Origin of the sequence: Prosthecodimorpha hirschii (assembly GCF_001305515.1) — a bacterium.
Classification (GTDB): Bacteria; Pseudomonadota; Alphaproteobacteria; order Rhizobiales; family Ancalomicrobiaceae; genus Prosthecodimorpha; species Prosthecodimorpha hirschii.
Map to the genome: position 1 here is coordinate 1,487,364 of NZ_LJYW01000001.1, position 19,947 is coordinate 1,507,310.

General features: G+C 64.6%; 15 protein-coding genes. 7 read left to right on the forward strand and 8 right to left on the reverse strand.

The features are described from left to right. Positions 1-21: 21 nt before the first annotated feature. The 7 genes from ABB55_RS06395 to ABB55_RS06420 form a co-directional block, all read right to left on the reverse strand. Positions 22-1,470, reverse strand: a complete 1,449-nt coding sequence (locus tag ABB55_RS06395; protein WP_054358064.1) for an O-antigen ligase family protein — start codon at positions 1,468-1,470, stop codon at positions 22-24. Continuing rightward, positions 1,467-2,252, reverse strand: a complete 786-nt coding sequence (locus ABB55_RS06400; RefSeq protein WP_152981947.1) for a tetratricopeptide repeat protein — start codon at positions 2,250-2,252, stop codon at positions 1,467-1,469. The genes ABB55_RS06395 and ABB55_RS06400 overlap by 4 nt, the downstream gene beginning before the upstream one ends. Further along, entirely contained in the window at positions 2,252-4,555 is a 2,304-nt protein-coding gene (locus ABB55_RS06405) for a GNVR domain-containing protein (protein ID WP_083463406.1), read from the reverse strand. Before ABB55_RS06405 ends, ABB55_RS06400 begins: the two co-directional genes overlap by 1 nt. A 58-nt stretch (positions 4,556-4,613) precedes the next feature. Next, positions 4,614-5,258 (reverse strand): hypothetical protein, encoded by a 645-nt coding sequence (locus ABB55_RS29585; RefSeq protein ID WP_152981948.1) that lies wholly within the window; start codon positions 5,256-5,258, stop codon positions 4,614-4,616. Positions 5,259-5,331: 73 nt separating this feature from the next. Next, positions 5,332-6,549 (reverse strand): polysaccharide biosynthesis/export family protein, encoded by a 1,218-nt coding sequence (locus tag ABB55_RS06410; RefSeq protein WP_054358067.1) that lies wholly within the window; start codon positions 6,547-6,549, stop codon positions 5,332-5,334. Between the two features lie 301 nt (positions 6,550-6,850). Next, on the reverse strand, positions 6,851-7,594 hold the full coding sequence (locus ABB55_RS06415; RefSeq protein ID WP_244471982.1) for a metallophosphoesterase family protein: 744 nt from the start codon (positions 7,592-7,594) through the stop codon (positions 6,851-6,853). A gap of 74 nt (positions 7,595-7,668) precedes the next feature. Beyond that, complete coding sequence (locus ABB55_RS06420; protein WP_244472153.1) at positions 7,669-9,192, reverse strand: undecaprenyl-phosphate glucose phosphotransferase; 1,524 nt, start codon at positions 9,190-9,192, stop codon at positions 7,669-7,671. Between the two features lie 649 nt (positions 9,193-9,841). On the opposite strand from ABB55_RS06420, the gene ABB55_RS06425 reads away from it, so the two are divergent. From ABB55_RS06425 to ABB55_RS06455, 7 genes are all read left to right on the forward strand, one after another. Further along, positions 9,842-10,714 (forward strand): protein-L-isoaspartate O-methyltransferase family protein, encoded by an 873-nt coding sequence (locus ABB55_RS06425; RefSeq protein WP_054358070.1) that lies wholly within the window; start codon positions 9,842-9,844, stop codon positions 10,712-10,714. Between the two features lie 135 nt (positions 10,715-10,849). Further along, a complete protein-coding gene (locus ABB55_RS06430) occupies positions 10,850-13,501 on the forward strand; it encodes a polyamine aminopropyltransferase (RefSeq protein ID WP_054358071.1) in 2,652 nt (883 codons plus the stop codon). Between the two features lie 70 nt (positions 13,502-13,571). Then, positions 13,572-14,741: a hypothetical protein gene (locus ABB55_RS06435; protein WP_054358072.1), complete on the forward strand. Its 1,170-nt coding sequence runs from the start codon at positions 13,572-13,574 to the stop codon at positions 14,739-14,741. Between the two features lie 412 nt (positions 14,742-15,153). Then, positions 15,154-15,981: a transporter substrate-binding domain-containing protein gene (locus tag ABB55_RS06440; RefSeq protein WP_054361878.1), complete on the forward strand. Its 828-nt coding sequence runs from the start codon at positions 15,154-15,156 to the stop codon at positions 15,979-15,981. Between the two features lie 58 nt (positions 15,982-16,039). Further along, complete coding sequence (locus ABB55_RS06445) at positions 16,040-16,729, forward strand: amino acid ABC transporter permease (RefSeq protein ID WP_054358073.1); 690 nt, start codon at positions 16,040-16,042, stop codon at positions 16,727-16,729. Between the two features lie 31 nt (positions 16,730-16,760). Further along, positions 16,761-17,492 carry an amino acid ABC transporter ATP-binding protein gene (locus tag ABB55_RS06450; protein ID WP_054361879.1) on the forward strand — a complete coding sequence of 244 codons (732 nt, stop codon included), beginning with the start codon at positions 16,761-16,763 and terminating at the stop codon, positions 17,490-17,492. A 55-nt stretch (positions 17,493-17,547) separates the two neighbouring features. Then, complete coding sequence (locus tag ABB55_RS06455) at positions 17,548-18,726, forward strand: iron-containing alcohol dehydrogenase (protein WP_054358074.1); 1,179 nt, start codon at positions 17,548-17,550, stop codon at positions 18,724-18,726. Positions 18,727-18,818: 92 nt separating this feature from the next. On the opposite strand, the gene ABB55_RS06460 is transcribed toward ABB55_RS06455, so the two are convergent. Further along, entirely contained in the window at positions 18,819-19,916 is a 1,098-nt protein-coding gene (locus ABB55_RS06460) for an ABC transporter ATP-binding protein (RefSeq protein WP_054358075.1), read from the reverse strand. Between the last annotated feature and the right edge of the window lie 31 nt (positions 19,917-19,947).

Here is a 19,947-nt window from a genome sequence, read left to right on the forward strand (position 1 = left end):
CTCCATTATCTCGAACTTCTCTTATACGACACGAGACCGACCGAGAGCAATAGCCGTCGACACAGCCATCGTGGCAACCCAATACATCGCCACGCCGTGGATCTGGATGGAGAAATCGACCAGGGCGTGGCTTGCGACCAGTGCCAGGGCGCCGAATCCGCCGGCGACGATATGCCGATTGCGCCGACGCGATGCGATACCTTGGCGCAGGATCGACACCAGTCGCCCGACCACGAAGACCAGAAGGACGACAAAGCCCAAGCCGAGGCCCAGCGTCGCCTCCAGATAGCTGTTGTGGGCTCGGTCCCATACGCCTTCGATACTGGCGCAGGCGGGATCCCGATAGAGCGGGAAGATGTCCGCGAAGGTCCCGAAGCCGGTTCCGAACAGCCAGTTGTCGCGGATCGCAGACAGGGTCGAAAGATAGGCGCAGAGTCGGCTGTCGTCGGCGCCTTGCACCTGCAACCTCTGCAGGGCCAATCCACCGAACAACGCGAAAACCGCAAGAATAAGCCCCAGCCCCGCCAGCCCATGCCAGCGCGAAGAGGCTCGATCGGTTGGCGCGCCACGACTCATCTGAATGAACACGACCAAGAAGCCGATTGCTGTGGCGATGAAACCGCCACGCGAGGTGCTCAAAAACAAGGCCCCCAGGCTCAAGAAAGTGGCAAGAGCTGCCCGCAGTGCCGTTGCAAGACCGTCCTCCCCGCCCCACCGGAAAGCACCCAGACGCTCGGCCAGATCTCGCCAGGAAAGCCTGCGCATGGCGCCGAGGAACTCCGCAAACCAAAGCAGAGCGACGAGGCCCAGGAAGGTCGCCGCGCTGTTGCGGTTGACGAAGGTTGCCGTCAGCGAGCCTTGATAGGTCCATTTTTCGAATATCAGGATCGTATTTGGCAGGATCAGGAACTGCGCCAGACCGAAGATCGTTACGCAGAGACCGAACAGCCGAAGGAAGCGCCACAAACGCGCCGCAGCCGTATCGTTGCCGAATAGAATCAGAGCTGACACGAAGGACAGGAACGGCGTCGCAAGGTCGATCAGACTCCAGGCGGTCGCGTTGGGGTTTATCGAGATCGAAGGCTCGATCGCCCCGAAGTCGCGTTCAACGCTCCGCCAGGCCGGATGGCTCGGCAGGATATCCGGAGCCGATAGGCTCTGCACAAGGAGCCATCCGGTCAGAAGAGCAGCGACGCCGGCCGCCTGCACGATCAGCCGGCCAATGGCCGGATTGGTCACGGCACGACCCAGCGAAAGCACCAGAACTAGGCACGTGACGACAGCCGACAAGCCAAGCGGGATGGCGTGGACGGCACCGAAAGGCACCACGGCCAACACGATCGACGTGAAATAAAGATACTCGCCCCACCGCTGGCCGATCGGGACTGCCGCGGTATGCCCCCTCCCCGCCGAGAGGCGCGGCTGGGTAACTCCTTGCGCTGCCGCCGAACTGGGCTCCGGCATGCTCATGGACGCACGCCCCCGGTCCCGGGCGGATCGAGGAACGGGACGATCTCGCCCGGCCGCTTCGGCTGCCCGACATCCAGTTCCACCTGATCGGCCGCCGCATAATGCCGCCGCCGCTCACGCTCTTTCATCCGGGCGAGCAGGGCCAGATAGGTCTCCTTGAACAAGTCCGGCCAGCGCTGGACGGCTTTGACAACGCCGGCGCGATCCATTCCGAATTCGACCAGGAGCCGAAAATCGCGACGCGCGGGCTCGCGGAATGCCTCGAGCCCGCGCGAAGCGAGATCGGCGTAGAAGGGCAGCCGGCCGCGCAGGACCCAGCCTTCGAAGGGGGCCAAGCGGTCTGCCTGCGCAAAACTTTCCATCACGTCTGCCGTCAGCCCCAGCGCTGAAGTCGCCACCATGGCATGGCGCAGCCAAGCATTGCCGTCGGTCGGAACACAGGCAATCAGGCGGCGGGTCGTATCGAGCGCAGTGACGCGGGCGCCATCCTGCCGTTCCAGATTGCCCTGCGCGACAGCGAGATCGAGCCGCGCCAGTGCGATCGTCACGCGCGCCCGCCGGATCCGCGCATCGCACAGGCCATCGAGCCGCGCTTCCGGATACGCCGCGTCGAACCGGTCCAGCGCATCCTGATCCATCAGGGCGCCGTCCTCTATCCGGGCAGCGAGATCAACATCAGGCGTCGCGAGAACCGTAGCAGCCATCATGTCTGCGGCCTGCCAAGCAACAGCTCCGGCGATCGTGAGGGCTATGCATTTACCAAAAAGGACGGGGACGGTCATCACCGATCACGATAGTATTTTTTATACTTGCCATAGTAGTAGTCGCGCGAGCCATAATCCTCATAGAGACGGACACCGGCGAGATTGGCCTTGTTGAGCACCACGCCAATTGTCTTCTCATAGATCACAGGTTCGTGCTCCAAGGTCGCGCGGACCACATGGCGCGCCGTCCGGCCCCACTCGACCACGAAGACGAAGGCATCGAACAGGCGGGCCGCTGCCCTCACGTCGACGATCGGCCCGACAGGCGGTAGATCGACAAAGATGTAGTCGTAGTCCTGCCCGGCATCCTGCAATAGGGCCTGCATGGCGACGGACGAAATCAACTCGCTGGTATGCGAGATGTCGCGACGTGACACCGTCGGCAACAGGTCCAGACCGGTTTCGGCTTCGTGCAACAGAAGTTCTCGAAAGGGGATGCGGTCCATCAGCACTTCGACCAGTCCCTGACGGGCCTCTGGAGCAACCGACCGGGACAGGCCCGGGTTGCGCAAGTCGGCATCGATCAACAAGGTCCGGGCACCGAGATGCGCGACCAGGGAAGCGAGATTCTTCGATGTCGTCGACTTACCCTCGTTGGGCAACACGGAAGCCAGCCCGATGATCTTAGGCTTATGTCCGCCGAGTGTGATGTCGGCGGCGACCTTGGCGGAGCGCAGAACCTCGGCATAACCGGAAAGCGGCGAGCCAACCGAATAACGCATCACGCCGTTCGCGAGCACGGGAGGCAGGCCGGTTGAGGCGAGATCGGTCGACGTCGGGTGCATGCTACGCAACTGCGACGCTGTCACGGCCGGCAGGAAGCCGAGGAATTCGAGGCCGAGCTCGTCGCGCACTTGCTGACCCGTGCGGAACACGCGGTCTCGGATCTCGCGCAGCGCCGCGATCCCGAGGCCCAATCCCAATCCGAGGATCGTGGCGAGAGCGACCACAAGGCTCTTCTTCGGATGGGACGGCACAAGCGGCCGCGATGCCGCGGTGATCACACGCGCTTCCGTGATAGGGAAGGATTGCTTCTGGACGGCTTCTTGATAGCGCTGGAGGAAGGCCTGGTAGAGATTCTTGTATGTGTCCGCTTCGCGCTCCAGTTCGCGCAACGCAACCAGGGTCTCGTTGGTCCCGGCATTGGCGCCGACCAGGCCGGACAGGCCTTCCTCGAGCGCCTTTTCGCGGGACCGGGAAATTTCCTGTTCGCTTTTATAGCTCTCCGCAATCCGGCCAAGTTCGTCGAAGATCAGCCGTTCGTATTCGCGCATCTCGGTACGCAGCGAGACGACCTGTATGTGGTTGCGTCCCAGCCGGGCGGACAGTTCAGCCTCGGTCTTCGAGGCCTTCAGATACTTGTTGCGCAGATCGATGATCACAGGACTACCGAGCGCCTCGGAGACCGCGGCATCGGCCTGACCGGAATCGATGATCGACTTGATCCGCTCATACTTCGCTTCGGCCCGCGCCGTCTCGCCACGGGCAACAATCAACTGGCTATTCAATTCGCTGAGTTGCTGCTCGCCGACCAGCTGTCCGGAGGAGCCAGACTTGACCAGCCCCTTGTCCGACTTGAAGCGCTGGACCGCCATGTCGGTCTCCAGAGCCTTGGCCTTCAACTCCTGAATGCGCGCAAACAGCCACTCCGTGGCGCGCCGGGTTGCGTCGAACTTGGATTCGAGCTGGTCATCCAGATAGGCATCGGCGAAAGCGCGCGAGATTTCCGCGGCACGGTTTGCATCCGGCCAGGAGAACTCGATCGACAGCACATAGGTTCGCGCAACGCGCTTGACGGCCAGATTGTTGGTCAGCGTCGATATCAGCAGGCGTTCCTTGGCGAAGCGCACCTCGGTGTCGCTCTCGATATCCGAGCCAAACCAGCTCTTGATATCGAGCGATTGCCGGATCGCGCCCATCAGATTGCTGAACAAGGAGCCCGTGGCGCGTTGGAAACCAGGATCATCAGCGAGCCCCGCCTTAGCGATGACGGCGGTGACGATGCGCTCGGATTTCAGAACCTCGACTTGGCTATCGATCGCACCGGTGTCGAATTGCAGCTCTGCGATCGACCCCGTCGGATCGGGATCCTTACCCTTGCGGCTGTCGATTAGAAGCTGCGTCGACGCCGAATACCAGGGAACCGCCGTCAAGGCATAACCTATCCCGACGACGGCGCCGAGCAAGGCGAAAAACAGCACAAACCGATACTGCCGACGCGCCGCGGCAATCAACTGATCGAACTGGATAACGCTGGCAGGCTCCCGGAGATCTTCAACCACCCCCGCATGGACATCATTTGAACCGGCAGGCTTCAACATCGAGCGACCACTCCGTCAGCCCGTCACAACGATGAGATGTCTTGCCGAAAAGCGAAGGTCAGCGCGTACGACTGACCGAGCGGGAATCGGTGAAGCTCGACCCGCCACCACCAAGCGAATAGCTTCCAACACCGCTTGCTGTAGTATTCGACCCACCGCCAGAGCCGCCACCACTACCACCACCACCTGAACTGCCACCACCGTTAATGCTGCCGCCGATGGCACCTCCGACGCCCGCAGCGCCGAGCGACGCCGAATCGAAGGCGTTCGAGCCCGACAGGAAGGCCACCGAGAACTCACGGTCCGAGATCTGACCGAACAAAGCTTGCAATTGGGTCGCCAAATCAGGGCGCTCGCGGACGCAAACCTGAACCGCTTGCGACGACCCGGCGCCGATCGACGCCTTCTGTCCGGAATTGCCCTTCTTGACCAAACCCGCCATCAGTTCGGCCGTCCCGACATCGGTGGCAACCAGATTGCGCACCTCAGTGGTCATCGGCAGACCTCCGACCGGATGCCGAGCCAAGAGCGACTCCGGCTTCGCCAGAAATTCCTTGATGGCCGCCTCGGACGCACGAACTGCACCTTTGATGCAGCCATTGCTGGCCTCAGGCTTGACCGCCTGAGCCGCCACATCAAAACTCACGAAAGGCAGCGCCACGAAACCTGCCAGCATTGTCGACAATGCGGTACGCTTGAACATAGAACCCTCCAAAGCTCAGCAAGAATAGCATGGCGCGTAGGGGCTCTCAAGCCCGAGCGGCAGGCACGGTCGTTCACCTCCGAAGCGTCCTGATCGAACTCTTAACAGATGCGGCATCACTGCCAACCTGCGCCGTTGCCCCGGTCACACCAGTCACCAGCGAGAGGAACTTGAACAACTCGACTTGATCCGCATTGGAAACGTACACGATATCCGCATCCCGCATCGGGAACTTCTGCGATGCAAAGAAGGACGAGGGATCGCGGAAATTCGTGCGGAAGATGGTCGGAATTTTCTTCTGATCCGGATCGAAAGGCGCCAGATCGACACCCATCTTCTCGAGCGCCGCACGGTTCTCCACGCGGTAGACGAAGACCTGGCCGGGATCCGCGCGATCGTCCATCAAACCGCCGGCCTTGCCAACGGCATCGGACAGATTGAGCCGTTCCTGCTCGAACTTGAACTGACCACTCAGCCCAGTCGCGCCAAAGGCGAGGAAGGCACGCTGCTCGCGATAGACGTAGATCGTGTCACCGGGTACCGCGAAGATATTCTCGACCGGCCTCTCGATCAGGGAATTGAAGAAAACAGTTGCGCGCTTGCCGCGGCGCTGCAGAGTGACATAGGTCTCGTAGCCCGGATGCACGATGCCGCCAGCCTTGGCGATCACATCCAGCATGCGGTCGCCACCGGCGTTCAATGTCAGCTTCTTGGGCGCGCCGACATCGCCGACCACGGTGACTTCGTTCGAGCGCTGGTCGACGAGCGCCACAATCGCTTGCGGCTCGATCGCGCGATTGACCAACTTCTGTTCGATCTCCCGCTGCACCTGAGCCAAGGTCCGACCGCCCGCCCTGATCAGGCCAGCATAGGGCACGGAGATGAAGCCGGCCTTGTCGACCGTCTGTTGCGGCAAGGTGACGAAATTGCCAGGTCGACTGCCCGCCTCGTTCGGAATGAACAGGCCGCCGGCAGCCGATTCGAAGATCGACACCTGAATGATGTCGCCGACGCCGATCTGGAGCTCGGGAGACGGACCTCGCCCGCCGCCGAAGCTGCCATAGAGCGAACCAGGCCCGGGATCGGTCAGGAAATCGAGAATACCCGAACCGATATCGACCAAGGCATATTTTAGCGCCACCGCATCGGCGCTCTTCACGCTCGCCGATGCGCCACCTTCGATGGCCCCATCACCCGGCCCCGCAGCAGGCAACATGCTGCACCCCATGAGCCCCCCGACCAGGACGGCAATCGAGGCGCCTCGCAGAATCAGATTTGTTGCAATTGCCATCCGCAAAACTCTCAATTACCTCGGCGACGAACCGTACCGAACGGCGCAGGATCCGCAAAATGGATTCTCCAGTGTCGGCACCATTCCGACGGAGCTGTTGCCCTCAAGGCACAGAACAGTCCGCCCAGGATTTCAAAATGTCGCACATTTTGTGAGCAGGGATGCCAAGTAAGATTCAGGCTATCGTCCAAAAATAATTCTTTTTCAGTCTAGGTCGACAAAAATGCGTCAAATTTCAACACGATCCACATCAAGTGGTTGTATTATTTAGTAAAGAATACTAGTTTTTTCATCAAATATTTCAATTTATGATCGAGACGCCATGGGAGCAAATTCGAATGGTGGTCAATTTGTTTGTGATAAAGGCGCCGGTATCGATATTGACGCGATTGGTCAGGAAGTCGGGCTGCGGCACCGGCGTATGACCGTGCACGACGACGAAGCCAAAATCGTTCGGGAAGTTGAGGAACTCCTCGCGAATCCAGAAGAGATCCGATTCGCGCTGGGCTTCGATCGCCACCCCCGGCCGTATGCCCGCATGCACGAAAAGATAGGCGCCAAACCGGCAATAGGAGTGCGTACGGGAAAGGAACAGCTTGTGGTCGTCTGGAATCGCGCGCCAAGCCGCCGTCTGGACCTTGGCCATGTCCTTCGGACGAACGGAGACCCCATAGGACAGCAGGGTCGGCAATCCGCCGAGCGTTGCCCATTCCTCAAGGGAGACCTGCTCCGCCAGGAAGGACAGCATGATCTGCTCGTGATTGCCTCTCAGGAAAACGGTTTGGGCACAGGAGGCCCGCTCGATCAGCGTCGCGATCACCTGCGCGGTGGCCGGCCCGCGATCGACATAGTCGCCAAGAAAAACCTCGATCTTCTCGCCCTCATGCGAACGCAGCGCGTAGTCCCGGTCGATACGTTCGAGGCTCATTCGAAGCAGGTCGGCGCGGCCGTGAATGTCACCGACCACGTAGATGATTTGACCGGCCGGAGCTGGCGGATAGACCACCGGCCGATGGATCAGCTTCTTCAGCGCTGCTGCCAACACGTGCCTCGGCCTCCTCGGATCGGAACGGTTGAAATTGGAAATCGTGGGCGGATGACGATCCTTGCGATCGGGCTTCAATAGGCGTCCGGGCTGACCCAGCCGGACAGGAAGGTGCGCAGCAGAATCCGCACGTCGAGCCAGATCGACCAATTATTGACGTACCAGATGTCGTGTTCGACCCGCGCTTCCATCTTGGCGGTATCGCGAGTCTCGCCACGATAGCCGTTCACCTGCGCCCATCCGGTGATGCCGGGCTTGACATGATGCCGGAAGGCGTAGCGGGCGATGATCCGATCGTAGAGATTGTCATGCGCGATAGCGTGCGGCCGCGGCCCGCAGACCGACATGTGCCCCATCAGCACGTTGACGAATTGCGGCAATTCGTCGGCACTGGTCTTGCGGAGAACGGCCCCGATACGGGTCACGCGCGGGTCGTTTCGCGTCGCCTGGGTGACGACCGCCCCATCCTCGGTGCAGGTCATCGTGCGAAACTTGTAGATGTAGAACGGTCGCCCACCAAAACCCTTCCGCTTCTGACGGAAGATCACCGTGCCGCCGCCTTCGACCCGGATAGCACAGGCGATCAGGACCATCAGCGGCCCCAAAAGAAGCAGCGCGGCGACTGACACGGCGACATCGAAGACGCGCTTCAGGGTCCGATCGACCAAATCGAGCGGAGCGCGCTGCAACTCGTAGCCGTGCATGCCGCCGACGGACAGATGGCGGCGCCGGAGAACCCGTTCGGTCTCGACATCGGCGAAGAGATGGACTGGGACCGGCAGCCCCGAGAGCGCGACCCGCATCTCGTCAATCGCGCGCCGATCGTTCCAGCCGAGGAACAGAAAGACGCCGTCGACCTGGGCGTGCGACAGCGCCCCCTGTGCCCGCTCCAAGGCATGACGGCAGACCAAAGAGTAATCGTCGCGGCGAAACTGGCTAGGCGAAACCTCGATCAATTCGACCACCTCAATGCCGTTGCGGCGGAGGAGATCTTGAAAATCGTCGCCATTGCGCTGCCGTCCGTCAGCAATCACGACAGCACGCCGCAGCGAAAGCTCGCCTTTCGCCAGTTTCGAATTGAGGAGCCCGGAAACCGACCAATGCAAGGCTGTGAGGCCGATCAGGTTGACCACGAAGAACACGGTGAGATCGAGCCGGGAGAAAGTGGCCGTCGTCTTCGAAAGGAAGGCGAACCAACCCATCAAGAAGAAGGCAATGCAGACTGCGCCCGCCACAAGCCGGACCTGGTGGCGGCTATGCCGGAGCGTGTCCAGCTTGTACCCGCCACGCAGCGCCAAAATGCCGATGAAGACGGCCGCGAAGGTCGCCCCCAACGCCAGATTGCCAATGAGATCGCCGACAGCGCCACGTGCGAACAGGTCCGACAGCAATGTGGAGAGTTCGATGGACACCACGATGAAGGAAAAATCCGCAATCAGCGTAATGGCTACCAGCCATTCCGGGGACCACCGATATCGCACCGCAGCATCACGGTACCCTTCCGTTGAGGCATTCCGAGTGCCTGCTCTTGAATTGACGACACGTATCGCCTCGCTACCCGAAATAGGTTGCGACGGAATTGGGTCGCGGAAACTCATCACCAAGACCTTATCGCAAAAATACCATCTGATTGCCAATTTGTTAATGATCCAACCCCGACTGTCAATACGCATTGCAGGATATCGACCGCCGCTAGGCACGGTGCACGCCGTTACTGTTAATGCCTTGTGCCAAGATTCATGTTCATATCTCGCCAAAAATTGTATACACTGAAGTTTAGTGGCTGTTCGATATTAGGATACTTTCTATTACGATTCAGAAAACTATCGTAATTTCGCGGGACGCCCGCAATTCCCGAACGTGATCTGGCTCCGTTTACCAGAGTTGGCCAACCAAAGCGCGAGGTTTGAAATTCTAAAGTGATTTTTCTCCGGTCTACACTCGCACTTTCACATGATTCACCGGGCGCCAAAGCGACGACGTCGCGTTGCGATGCAAAAGAAACAATATGCGCATTCTGCAACTATTTATTGCTGTCGGCCAGGAATGGGTACCATGACCCATCGGGGCATTGGGCAGCCTCTTAGGAAGACCTTCGCCCACTGTGGCGCGCTTGCGCCAGGGAGTACGGAACGCCGCGGCAGGTTGCGTGCCTCACTTGTTGTCGGGGCGTGTCTCGATCACACTTCGTTAACGTCCCGACGGCCGGCGGCAAGAACCGGCGGGCCATGGCATGGGGGAGAGACTTTGAAACGACGTGATTTCCTGCTCGGCGCGACGGCGGCCACGGCGGCCGGCTTCGGATTCGCACCGGCCTTCGCCGCGGCCCTGCCGACGCCGTTCGGCCAGGACGTGATGCCGCCGATGGACGGGCGCGAGAAGTTCGTCAAATGGATGGCCGAGAACCGGGCCGAGGACGCCAAATATCTCGGCCAGCGCTGGGACCGGTTCCAGGTCATGGTCGCCAACAAGGACGTGCTCGACGCCCGCAACAAGCGCGCCTTCCTGATGACGCCGCGCGAAGAGTTCGTCCTGAAGCAGAATCTCGGCCGCGCCTACGAACATGCCTTCCTGGACATCGGCTTCGGCGTGACCATCTCGGGTCCCCATGTCGTCGGCAAGATGACCACTTCGATCGACGTGAAGTGGGGCGAGAAGGTGCTCGAGATCGGCACCGGCTCGGGCTACCAGTCGGCCTATCTCGCCTATCTGACCGACAAGGTCTGGACGATCGAGATCATCAAGCCGCTCGCCGAGCGCACCCGCGGCATCTATGACGCCCTGATCGAACGCGGCTACGGCGAGTTCAAGGGCATCACCTCCAAGAATGCCGACGGCTATTACGGCTGGGAGGAGGCCGGGCCGTTCGACAAGATCATCGTCACCTGCGGCATCGACCATATCCCGCCGCCGCTCCTGCAGCAGCTGAAGCCGGGCGGCGTCATGGTCATCCCGGTCGGCCCGCCCGGCGCACAGCGCATCCTCAAGGTGACCAAGGAGCAGGCCGCCGACGGCGCGATCCAGGTCGCCCGCTCGGACATCTACAACGGCAAGATCGTGCCCTTCGTGCCCTTCACCAAGCTCGAGGGCGACAAGATCGTCGGCACCCACAACAACTGAGGACATCGACCGATCGATCGCCGCCCCGCGGGGCGCGGCGGCGGCCGGCGCCTCGGACCACATCTTTTTCCGCCTCTTGCGCCGGACGGACCCTGCGGGTTCCGCCCGGCCTTTTCATGAAAGCCGGGACACCGCATGCCTTCGCCGAACGATGCCTTCCACGCCGACACCCGGGCGCGGCTCGATCTCTATCTCGCGGTCGGCCTGATCGCCGGCGCGGTCATCGCGCTGCAGATCGGCATCATGCGCGTCTTCTCGGTCGGCAGCTGGGCGCATTTCGGCTCGCTGGTGGTCAGCCTCGCCATGCTCGGCTTCGGCCTGACCAGCGCGGTGATGTGCGTCGCCAAGGACTGGTTCGAGCGTCACTGGAAGGGCGTCGCGGCCGGGTCGGTGATCCTGTTAGGCCCGGTCATGGTCGCCGCCAATCTCGGCGCCCAGCAGATCCCCTTCAACGCCATCTTCCTGGTCTCCGACCCGGCGCAGAAATGGAAGCTCGCCGGCAATCTGGGGCTCTACCTGCTGCCCTTTCTGTGCGGCGCGGTCTTCCTCGGCACCGTCTTCCTGCGCGCCTCGACCTTCTTCAACCGGGTCTATTTCGCCGACCTGACCGGCTCGGGCCTGTGCGGCCTCCTGTTCCTCGGCGCCCTCTATGTCGTGACGCCGGAAGACCTGATCCTGGTGCCGCTGGCGCTCTGGTTCATCGGCGCCGTGCTGTGGTTCCGCGCCGTGCGCCAGACCGCCCCGATGCTGGTCGCGGTCGTCGCCGGCCTCGCCGCCGCAGCCGTCCACATCGGGCTGCCGGCGACGACCGGCGTGCCGAAGCTCGCCGTTTCCGACTACAAGGGCGTCGCCTATGCGCGCAAGTTTCCCGACAACCGGCAGGTGACCCGGATCGTATCGCCCTTCGGCGACCTGCAGGTCTACGCCTCCTCCTACCTGCATTTCGCGCCCGGCCTGTCCGACAACGCCGCCTTCAACCTGCCGAAGATGCCGGCCAACGCCTATCTCGGCCTCTATATCGACGGCGAGGGTCCGAACGGCATCATCCGCGACCTGCCCGCCCAGGAGACCGCCTACTACCGCTACCTGCCGATGTTCTATCCCTATCTCCTGAAGGACAAGCCGGAGACCTTCGTGGTCCAATTCGGCGGCGGCATCTCGACCTCGGTGGCGCTGAAGTCCGGCTCGAAGCGGGTGACGGTGGCGGAGGGCAATCCGACGGTGCTGGAGGCCTTCCGGACCGTGCAGGAATTGAAGGACTTCACCGGCGACATCCTGGCCAAGCCCAATCTCCGGGTGATCGACCATGACGGCCGCATCCATCTCGCCTCCACCCGCGAGCGCTACGACATCATCGACCTGAGCCTCGCCGACTCCGCCGGCCTGTCGAGCCCGGGCGGCTTCGCCATCACCGAGAAATACGCCTACACGCGCGAGGCCATGGCCAACTACATGCGCGCGCTCGACAAGGACGGCATCCTGTCGGTGACGCTGTGGAACAAGGAGGAGCCGCCGAAGTCGGTCCTGAAGCTCTATGCCACCATGGTGGCGGCGGCAGGCGAGATCGACGGCGGCGCCTTCGAGGACCGCTTCTTCGCCGTCTCGACCTATCTGTCGACCGCGACCGTGCTCTACAAGCGCGGCGGCTTCACCGAGGCCGAGGTCGCGAAGCTCCGCGCCCACACCAAGGCGATGTCGTTCGACGAGGTCTATTCGCCCGGCTTCGTGTTCGATCCCGCCTCGGTGCCGAACCTCCTGACGCAGTATCGCGCGCAGCTGTTCGGCGAGGAGGCCAAGGCGAAGGACCCGAAGGCGCCCGCCCCGTCGGCGGACGGGTCCGCGCCGGCGCCGGAGGCCGAGCCGCTCGACGGCGATGCCGCCCCCGACGTGCTGCCGGCGACCAGCATGGGCCGGCTCGCCTGGCATCGGCTGATCCACGGCGGCTTCTCGGCGCTCGCCGCCGACTATGTCTTCGACACCCGGCCGCTGACCAACGACACGCCCTATTTCGCGGCTTATGTGAAGTTCGCCGATCTGCCCGGCGTGCTCGACCGGCTGGAACTGGTCCAGGACGAATGGGGCTACCTGCTGCTCTGGGCGACGCTCGGCATGGCGGCGATCGCCGCCTCGACGCTGGTGCTGATCCCGCTCGTGTTCGGCTGGCGCACCATCTTCTCGCGCTATCCGGGCAAGAGCCTGACCATCCTCTATTTCGCCTGCCTGGGCGCCGGCTACATCATGGTCGAGGTCGGGCTGATCGCCCATTTCGTATTGGCGCTGTCCAACGCCACCGTCTCGGCCTCGATCCTGATCACCGGCATGCTGGTCTTCTCAGGCCTGGGCAGCTACGTCTCCGAGCATGTGCTCGGCCGCGCCAAGGCGATCATGCCGGTCGTGTTCCTGGCGATCGGCGCGATCCTGATCCTCTACGGTCTGCATCTCGACAAGGTGCTCGACGCCATCGGCGCCTGGCCCTACGGGCTGCGTCTGATCGCCTGTTTCGGGCTGATCATGCCGCCGGCCTTCCTGATGGGCATGCCGATGCCGGTGGCGATGACCTCGCTCGGCCGGCTCGGCAAGGATCACATGTTCCTGTGGGCCTGGGGCATCAACGGCTGCTTCTCGGTGCTCGGCGCCGCGGCCGTGCCGGTGATCGCGACGGCCTTCGGGCTCTCGACCGTGCTCGAAGTCGCCGGCGGGGCGTATCTCCTCGCGATACCCGCCTTCTTCGCGGTGCTGCTACCGTTGGCCTCGTCCGGATCGGATCGGCCGGCCCGGGCGTTGTGACCCGGAGGCCGGTTCCGTTCCTCCGCTGCGGCCGCCCCGCCGGACGGCCCGACCGCTTCGAGGCCCACACATGCTGAACCAGACCCGTCCGCCCGCCAGTCCGGATATCGTCATCGAGGGTCCCGAGCGCGGATCGGTCACGCCACGGCCGGCGGCGGAGCGGGGAGCCACGGTCGGACGGCGCGATCCCGGGCGCGGTGCGGTCGATGCCGGTGCCGCCGGAGCCTTGCGGGCCAGAGTCCTGCGGATCGGCCTTGCGGCGCTCCTCGCCGCCGTGCCGGTCTCGTCGGCCGATGCCCAGGGGGCGCCGCTACCGCATCGCAAGCCGCCCGCACTACCCGCCACGTCACCCAACTTCGGCAAGCTGCCCCTCCCCGCCACCCGGCTGGTCATCCGGCCGTTCGAGACCTCTCCCTTTCCCTATCGCGGCGACATCCCCGGCAAGGACAAGCCGTTCATGGACGTGGCCGACGGCGACCGGCTCGGCCATACCGCGCCGGCCGGGACGATCCGCTGGGAGCGCGAGACCTATGCGGACCGCCGGGTGCTGATCGCAATGCCCAAGGGCTTCGATCCGCGGAAGCCCTCGGTGATGGTCGTCTATTTCCACGGCAACCGCTCGCTCCTGGAGCGCGACGTGGTCGAGCGCCAGCGGATCATCGACCAGGTCGAGCGCTCCGGCCTCAACGCCGTCCTGGTGGTGCCGCAATTCGCCCGTGACGCCCCGGATTCGAGCGCCGGCAATTTCTGGCGGCCGGGCTTCTTCGCCGCTTTCCTGAAGGAGGCCGAACGCGCGGCGATCGACCTGTGCAGCCCGCGATGCGCCGCGGGGCTCGCCGGCCGTCCGGTGGTCGTGGCCGCCTATTCGGGCGGCTACCATCCGGCCGCCTTCGTGCTGCATCATGGCGGCGCCGAGGAGCGCATCCGCGGCGTGCTGCTGTTCGACGCGCTCTATGGCGACCTCGACAAGTTCGAGGGCTTCGTCGCCCGGCGCGGCCCCGCGGTCTTCTTCGTCTCGACCCACGCCAAATCGTCGGCCGAGGGCAACAGGGACCTCGCCGCGAGCCTCGCCCGGCGCGGTCTGAAGCCGGCCGCGTCCCTGCCGGCGAGTTTCAAGCCCGGCACGCTCGCCTTCCTGGCCGGCCCGGACGGCATCGTCCACAACGACTTCATGACCCGCGCCTGGACCGACGAGCCGCTGCGCGCGCTGCTCGCCCGCATTCCCGGCTATCGCCGCTGAGCCTCCCCGGCACGGGGCTTCGGTCGGTTCCCGTCCGGACAGGACCCTGACCTGGCGCATGCCCGGGCCTGAACCGGCCATGCACGGCCGCCCCAGCCGTCATGCAGCCATGCCATGGCAGCGCCGCGCGCCGGGCCATCCCGCCCCGATGCCGACGGCCTGCGGGCGCCGCCACTGGAAAATCTTAGGAAATTCCGCGCGGGGCGCCCGTCCGGCCGCCGACCGCCATGCCTCCCGTCGTTCCGGATGCCCGCCGAATGGGCGATTGATCGGGTTTTTCCCGCATGTTGCCGGGAGAAGCATCCTTGACGCTTCGGGGTCCCATGTTACGGTATGCCATATTAGGGATTACCGAGCGGAGAGCATGATGCGTCTGGACGGCACGAAGGCAGAACGACAGGTCCCGAAGGCGATGGCCCGCAGCCTCGCGGTGCTGTTCGCCGCGGGCGCCATGGCGATGGCCGCCGGAGCGGCCGAGGCGCAGGATTGCAAGCCGAAGATCGCGGACGCGCTCCTGGTCACGCCCGGCACGCTGACCATGGCGACCAGCCCGACGCTGCCGCCGATGGCCTATGCGGATCAGGACGGCACCCTGAAGGGCCTGCGCATCGAGCTCGGCGCCGAGATCGCCAAGCGCCTGTGCCTGAAGTCGGAATATATCCGCACCGAATACGCCACGATGGTGCCGGGCCTGAAAGGCGGTCGCTGGGACCTGATCAATGCCGGCCTGTTCGTCACCGCCGAACGCCGCAAGATCCTGCTGATGATCCCCTATGAGAGCCTGGCGATCAGCATCTCGACGGCGATGAAGCCGGCGAAGCCGATCACCAAGGTCGACGATCTGGCCGGCCTCACGGTCTCCTCCGACATCGGCGGCTATGCGGAAGCGAAGATCAAGGAGCTCAACAAGGAGTTCAAGGCGCGCGGTCTCGCCGAGATGAACATCAAGCTGTTCGACGGCTACGCGACCGTCTACCAGGCGCTGCGCGCCGGCCAGGTCGACGCCGCCGTCTCGATCGACCCGGTCGCCAAGCAGTATCAGGATCGCGGCGAGTTCGCCCATGCGCTGGCCGGCATGTATGCGACGCCCGGCTCGCTCTCGATGGAGAAGAAGGAGATCGCCGAAGCGGTCTCCGGCGCCCTCAAGGAGATGAAGGCCGACGGCTGGTTCGACGCGCTGATGAAGCGCTACGGCGTCACGCCGGCGCCGGGCGATCTCAGCGTCCTGCCGCAGGGCTGATCCCTCCGCTGCCCGGCCGGGCAGCGGCATCGACTTCTCAACACGACGGGAGCCGCGCGTGAAGGGCTGGAACTGGCAGGGATTCTTCGAATACCTGACGAACACGTACCTGTTCGAAGGCGCGCTGGTCACGCTCGGCCTGACGGCCTTCTCGATGACGGCCGGGCTGATCCTCGGCTTCTTCATCGCGGTCCTGCGCATGTCGCGCTTCCGGATCCTGTCGACGATCGCGTCCCTCTATATCTGGCTGTTCCGCGGCACGCCGCTGCTGGTGCAGCTGATCATCATCTATACCGGCCTGCCGCAGGTCGGCATCAAGCTGTCGGTGATCCAGTCGACCCTGCTCGGCCTCGCGCTCTGCGAGGCCGCCTATCTGTCCGAGATCGTCCGCGCCGGCATCACCTCGGTGCCGCGCGGACAGGTCAACGCCGCCCGCGCCATCGGCATGCGCGAAGCCCAGATCATGCGCTACGTGATCATGCCGCAGGCGCTCCGGCTGATCATCCCGCCGCTCGGCAATTCGGTGAACAGCGTCCTCAAGACCACGTCGATCGCCTCGATCATCTCGATGGAGGAACTGCTCCGGCGCACCCAGGTTCTGATCCAGGAGAAGTTCCTGGTGCTCGAACTCTTCGTCGTGGCGGCGATCTACTATCTGATCATGACCACCGCCTGGGAATTCGTGCAAAGGCGCATCGAGGCGCGCCTCGGCAAGGCCTATGGCCAGTCCGCCATGACCGGGCTCTGAGGGAGGCGGCAGGATGAGCGACGCGATGCCGATGTTCGAACTCCAGTCCGTCAACAAGTGGTACAGCCCGAGCTTCCAGGTCCTCAAGAATTGCTGCCTGACGGTCGGCAAGGGCGAGGTCGTGGTCGTCTGCGGGCCGTCCGGCTCCGGCAAGTCGACGCTGATCAAATGCATGAATGCGCTGGAGGCGGTCACCGACGGCCGCATCCTGGTCGCCGGTGCGGAAGTGACCACCCCGAAGGCCGACCTGCCGGCCCTGCGCGCCCGCGTCGGCATGGTGTTCCAGAGCTTCGAGCTCTTTTCGCACATGACCATCCTGGAAAACCTGTGCATCGGCCAGGAGAAGGTGCTCGGCCGCAGCCGCGAGGCCGCGATCGCCAAGGCCAACCTCCTGCTCGAACGGGTCGGCATCGCCGGCCAGGCCGGCAAGTATCCGGGCCAGCTGTCCGGCGGCCAGCAGCAGCGCGTCGCCATCGCGCGGGCGCTCGCCATGGACCCGGTCGCCATGCTGTTCGACGAGCCGACCTCCGCGCTCGACCCGGAGATGATCAACGAGGTGCTCGACGTCATGGTCTCGCTCGCCCAGGAGGGCATGACCATGGTGGTGGTGACGCACGAGATGGGCTTCGCCCGCAAGGTGGCGGACCGGATCGTGTTCATGGATGCCGGCGAGATCGTCGAGGTCGCGCCGTCCGAGACCTTCTTCGCGGCGCCGCAGACCGACCGCGCGCGCGCCTTCCTGTCGAAGATCCTGCCGCATTGACCCGGCCGCGCGGGGCCCCTGCGCGCCCGGCCGCGGCCCATCCGGACCCACAGCCATGATCAACCGCATCCTCACGCCGCGCGAAATCCTGGTCGGCGGCGGCAGCCGCGCGCGCCTGCCGGACGTCCTGAAGAGCCTCGGCGTCGGCCGGCCCCTGGTCGTCGCCGATCCGGTCATGGCGCGGCTCGGCATGGCCGACGAGATCCTGCGCATCCTGGCGGAAGCCGGCATGGTCGGGGCTGTCTTCGCCGACGTGGTCGAGGATCCGACCGACGTCTCGGTCCTAGCAGTCGCGGCCCGGATCGCGGAGGGCGGCCACGATGTCGTCGTCGCGCTTGGCGGCGGCAGCGCGATCGACACAGCGAAGGCGGCCGCGATCGTGGCCACGACCGGCGAGATGCCGCGCGCCCTCAAGGTGCCGCGCATCGTCGACGAACCGGTCATGCCAGTCGTCGCCCTTCCGACCACGGCCGGGACCGGCGCGGAGGTGACACGTGCGGCCGTCGTCACCGACACGGCGGCCGAAGAGAAGATGCTGATCCTTGGCACCGCCGCCCTGCCGGCCGCCGCCATCGTCGACTACGAACTGACGCTCACCTGCCCGTTCCGGGTCACGGCCGATACCGGCATCGACGCGCTGACCCATGCGCTGGAAGCCCTGATCAACCGCAACCGCAGCCCGCATGCCGATGCCCTGGCGCTGTCGGCCCTGAGGCTGATCGGCGGCCATCTGGTGCGGGCGGCCGAGCAGGGCGACGACCGCGACGCGCGCGAGGCCATGATGCTCGGCGCCACCCATGCCGGCCTCGCCGTCTCGAACACCTCGACGGCTCTGATCCACGGCATGAGCCGGCCGATCGGCGCCTTCTTCCACGTACCGCACGGCCTCTCCAACGCCATGGTGCTGCCGCTGGTGACCCGCTTCTCGCTCGAGGCTGCGTCCGACCGCTATGCCGCCGCCGCGCGCGCCCTCGGCTTCGCCGATCCGACCGCCGACGACGCGACCGCCGCGGCCCTGCTGCCGGACGCCTTCGCGGCGCTCAACCGGCGCCTGAAGGTGCCGACGCTGGCCGAATACGGCATCTCGCGCGAACGCTATCTCGCCCTCATCCCCGAGATGGTCCGCCAGGGCCTCGCCTCCGGCACCCCGGGCAACAACCCGCGCATCCCGACCGCAGAGGAATTCGCCGACCTCTACCGGCAGGCCTATGACGGCGAGGGTCCCGCCGCCTGAAACCGCCCCATTGAGGGGAGCGCCGCGGTACCGATCCGCTTGCGACCGCACCGGGCGATCCGCCGCGACGCCGATCTTCGTTCAGAGGCGGCTCAGAGGAAGCAGTGCGCCGCGGCCGGCTCGAAGCCGAGGCCGATCGACTGGCCGCGGGCGAGGCCGGCAGCGGCGGGATGGCCGTAGGGCAGACGGACGGCAACCGCCTCGCCCCAGGCCGTGCGGGCGGCCAGATGGATCGAGGCGCCCAGGAAGGTGATGTCCTCGACGGTGGCCGGCAACGCGGCGCGGTCTCCGTCCACGGCGGATGACGGGGCCGTCGCCACATCGATGCGTTCCGGCCGCAGCATCAGGCTGGCTTTGGCGCCCGGCCGTCCGGGGTCGCCATGGATCGGCACGCCGCGCACGATCACGTCGTCGCCGAGCTTCAGGTCGGCGCGCCCCTTCTCGGCGGCCGTCACGGTCGCGGTCAGGAAGTCGCTGTCGCCGATGAAGCCGGCGACGAAGCGGGTCGTCGGATGGGCGTAGAGCTCCTCGCCGGTGCCGACCTGGTCGATCACGCCCTTGGAGAAGACCGCGATGCGGTCGGACAGGCGCAAGGCTTCCTCCTGGTCGTGCGTCACGTAGAGGATGGTGACGCCGGTTTCCTGGTGGATGCGGCGGATCTCGAACTGGATCTCCTCGCGCAGCTTCTTGTCGAGCGCCGACAGCGGCTCGTCCATCAGCAGCACCGGCGGGTCGTAGACCAGCGCCCGGGCGAGCGCGACGCGCTGCTGCTGCCCGCCCGACATCTGCGCCGGCTTGCGGTCCTCGAAACCTTCGAGCCGCACGAGGCGGAGCATGGCCTTGACCTTGGCGTCGATCTCGGCGCGCGGCCGGCGGCGCACGACCAGCGGAAAGGCGACGTTCTCGGCCACGGTCAGGTGCGGGAACAGCGTGTAGCGCTGGAACACCATGCCGATCTGACGATGCTGCGGCGGGGTCGACAGCAGCGAGCGGCCTTCGAGGCGGATGTCGCCGGCGGTCGGCACGTCGAGCCCGGCGAGGATGTAGAGCGTGGTGCTCTTGCCCGAACCGGACGGCCCCAGGAAGGTCATGAACTCGCCGCGCTGGATCGTCAGCCGGACCGCCTCGACGGCGACGACCGGGCCGAATTCGCGGCGGATGCCGTCGATCTCCAGATAGGGCTCGGTCACGGCCGGATTTCCTTGCGGATCATGGTTGGGA